Consider the following 2,798-nt stretch of genomic DNA (forward strand, 5'->3'; position numbering starts at 1 on the left):
GCAAAAGGCACGCCGTCATTACGCCGAGGCGTAACTCCGACCGCTTGTAAGCGTATGGTTTCAGGTTCTGTTTCACTCCCCTGTTCGGGGTTCTTTTCACCTTTCCCTCACGGTACTGGTTCACTATCGGTCTCTCAGGAGTATTTAGCCTTAACGGATGGTCCCGCCAAATTCGCACAGGGTTACACGTGCCCCGCACTACTCAGGATACCACTATCTAATCGGTCTTTACCTATACGGGACTATCACCCTCTATGGTTCCTCTTTCCAAAGGATTCTAATTCATCACGCTTCGAATGTCGTGGTCCTACAACCCCAATATTGCCGTAACAACATTGGTTTGGGCTGTTCCGCGTTCGCTCGCCACTACTAGCGGAATCACTTTTGTTTTCTTCTCCTCCGGGTACTTAGATGTTTCAGTTCCCCGGGTTCGCCTCCTTGCGGATACTATATCTTCAATATAGTGGGTTGCCCCATTCGGATATCTGCGGATCAATCTGTATGTGCCAGTCCCCGCAGCTTTTCGCAGCTTATCACGTCCTTCATCGCCTCTGAGAGCCTAGGCATTCCCCATACGCTCTTTTGTAGCTTATTGTTCTTTTGTCTTTTTAATGAGTTACAATTATTGCTCGTTACAATAATTAATTTTATCAAATATTTCTATCCAATATTTCATGTATCTTTTTTCAATATGTCAATGAACTTTCTTCAGTGGGCAGTTTTCAGTATTCAGTCGGCAGTTAATACTGCGTACCCTATACTGTTTTGCTGCATACCGAGTCGTGGAGAATATCGGAGTCGAACCGATGACCTCCTGCGTGCAAGGCAGGCGCTCTAGCCAGCTGAGCTAATCCCCCGTTTCTTTAGTCGGCAGTGTTCAGTGTCCAGTATTCAGTTACTGTGTACTGCCTACTGCGTACTGCAAACCGGTTGCTCAACTTCCAGAATTTCCTGTTATTCTTAATGAACTTCTTAAAAGCTACAAGCAACTTTTAACTCTCTGCTTATAACTTTTAACTTCTTTTGTAGTCTCAGGCAGACTCGAACTGCCGACCTCTACATTATCAGTGTAGCGCTCTAACCAGCTGAGCTATGAGACTGTATTTAGTATGCAGTGTTCAGTCGCAGTTGGCAGTAACGCTCTACTGCGGACTGAGTACTGGCCACTGCCTACTACTCTATAATTTTAAATTGACAGCTGTGAGAACAGACTACTTCTCGCATTTGTTGTGATACCTTTTGGCCGTCTTTCTCTAGAAAGGAGGTGTTCCAGCCGCACCTTCCGGTACGGCTACCTTGTTACGACTTAGCCCTAGTTACCGATTTTACCCTAGGCCGCTCCTTGCGGTGACGGACTTCAGGCACTCCCAGCTTCCATGGCTTGACGGGCGGTGTGTACAAGGCCCGGGAACGTATTCACCGGATCATGGCTGATATCCGATTACTAGCGATTCCAGCTTCACGGAGTCGAGTTGCAGACTCCGATCCGAACTGTGATAGGGTTTATAGATTCGCTCCTGGTCGCCCAGTGGCTGCTCTCTGTCCCTACCATTGTAGCACGTGTGTAGCCCAGGACGTAAGGGCCGTGATGATTTGACGTCATCCCCACCTTCCTCGCGGTTTGCACCGGCAGTCTTGCTAGAGTTCCCGACTTTACTCGCTGGCAACTAACAACAGGGGTTGCGCTCGTTATAGGACTTAACCTGACACCTCACGGCACGAGCTGACGACAACCATGCAGCACCTTGTAATGAGTCCGAAGAAGGATCCATCTCTGGATCTGTCCCACTACATTTAAGCCCTGGTAAGGTTCCTCGCGTATCATCGAATTAAACCACATGCTCCACCGCTTGTGCGGGCCCCCGTCAATTCCTTTGAGTTTCATTCTTGCGAACGTACTCCCCAGGTGGGATACTTATCACTTTCGCTTAGCCACCCAGCCGAAGCCGGACAGCTAGTATCCATCGTTTACGGCGTGGACTACCGGGGTATCTAATCCCGTTCGCTACCCACGCTTTCGTCCATCAGTGTCAATATACTGTTAGTGACCTGCCTTCGCAATCGGTATTCTATGTAATATCTATGCATTTCACCGCTACACTACATATTCTAGCCACTTCACAGTAATTCAAGACCGGCAGTATCAAAGGCAGTTCCACGGTTGAGCCGCGGGATTTCACCTCTGACTGACCGGCCCACCTACGGACCCTTTAAACCCAATGATTCCGGATAACGCTCGGATCCTCCGTATTACCGCGGCTGCTGGCACGGAGTTAGCCGATCCTTATTCTTACGGTACCGTCAAGCTCCTACACGTAGGAGTGTTTCTTCCCGTACAAAAGCAGTTTACAACCCATAGGGCAGTCTTCCTGCACGCGGCATGGCTGGATCAGGGTTCCCCCCATTGTCCAATATTCCTCACTGCTGCCTCCCGTAGGAGTCTGGTCCGTGTCTCAGTACCAGTGTGGGGGATCCCCCTCTCAGGGCCCCTACCTATCGTCGCCTTGGTGCGCCGTTACCGCACCAACCAGCTAATAGGACGCATGCCCATCTCTTACCGTAACCTTTAATATAATGCCCAGGAGGACTATATATATTATGGGGTGTTAATCTCCATTTCTAGAGGCTATCCCCCAGTAAGAGGTAGGTTGCATACGCGTTACGCACCCGTGCGCCGGTCGCCACCAGATTGCAAGCAATCCGTGCTGCCCCTCGACTTGCATGTGTTAGGCCTGCCGCTAGCGTTCATCCTGAGCCAGGATCAAACTCTTCATCGTTAATCTGTTCGGGCCTTTAGC

2 tRNA genes and 2 rRNA genes (1 of these 4 cut by a window edge) are annotated in these 2,798 nt (G+C 49.8%); all 4 read right to left on the minus strand.

Features of this window, described 5'->3' with window-relative positions:
- Positions 1-595 (minus strand): 23S ribosomal RNA (locus H7U19_RS16590); it reaches 2,223 nt to the left of the window's first position.
- 188 nt (positions 596-783) lie between these two features.
- A tRNA-Ala gene (locus H7U19_RS16595) sits at positions 784-857 on the minus strand.
- A gap of 169 nt (positions 858-1,026) precedes the next feature.
- Positions 1,027-1,100, minus strand: a tRNA-Ile gene (locus H7U19_RS16600).
- Positions 1,101-1,257: 157 nt separating this feature from the next.
- Positions 1,258-2,777, minus strand: a 16S ribosomal RNA gene (locus H7U19_RS16605).
- The 16S and 23S rRNA genes sit together here with 2 tRNA genes alongside, the layout of an rRNA operon.
- Between the last annotated feature and the right edge of the window lie 21 nt (positions 2,778-2,798).

This window comes from Hyunsoonleella aquatilis (assembly GCF_014270105.1).
Classification (GTDB): Bacteria; Bacteroidota; Bacteroidia; order Flavobacteriales; family Flavobacteriaceae; genus Jejuia; species Jejuia aquatilis.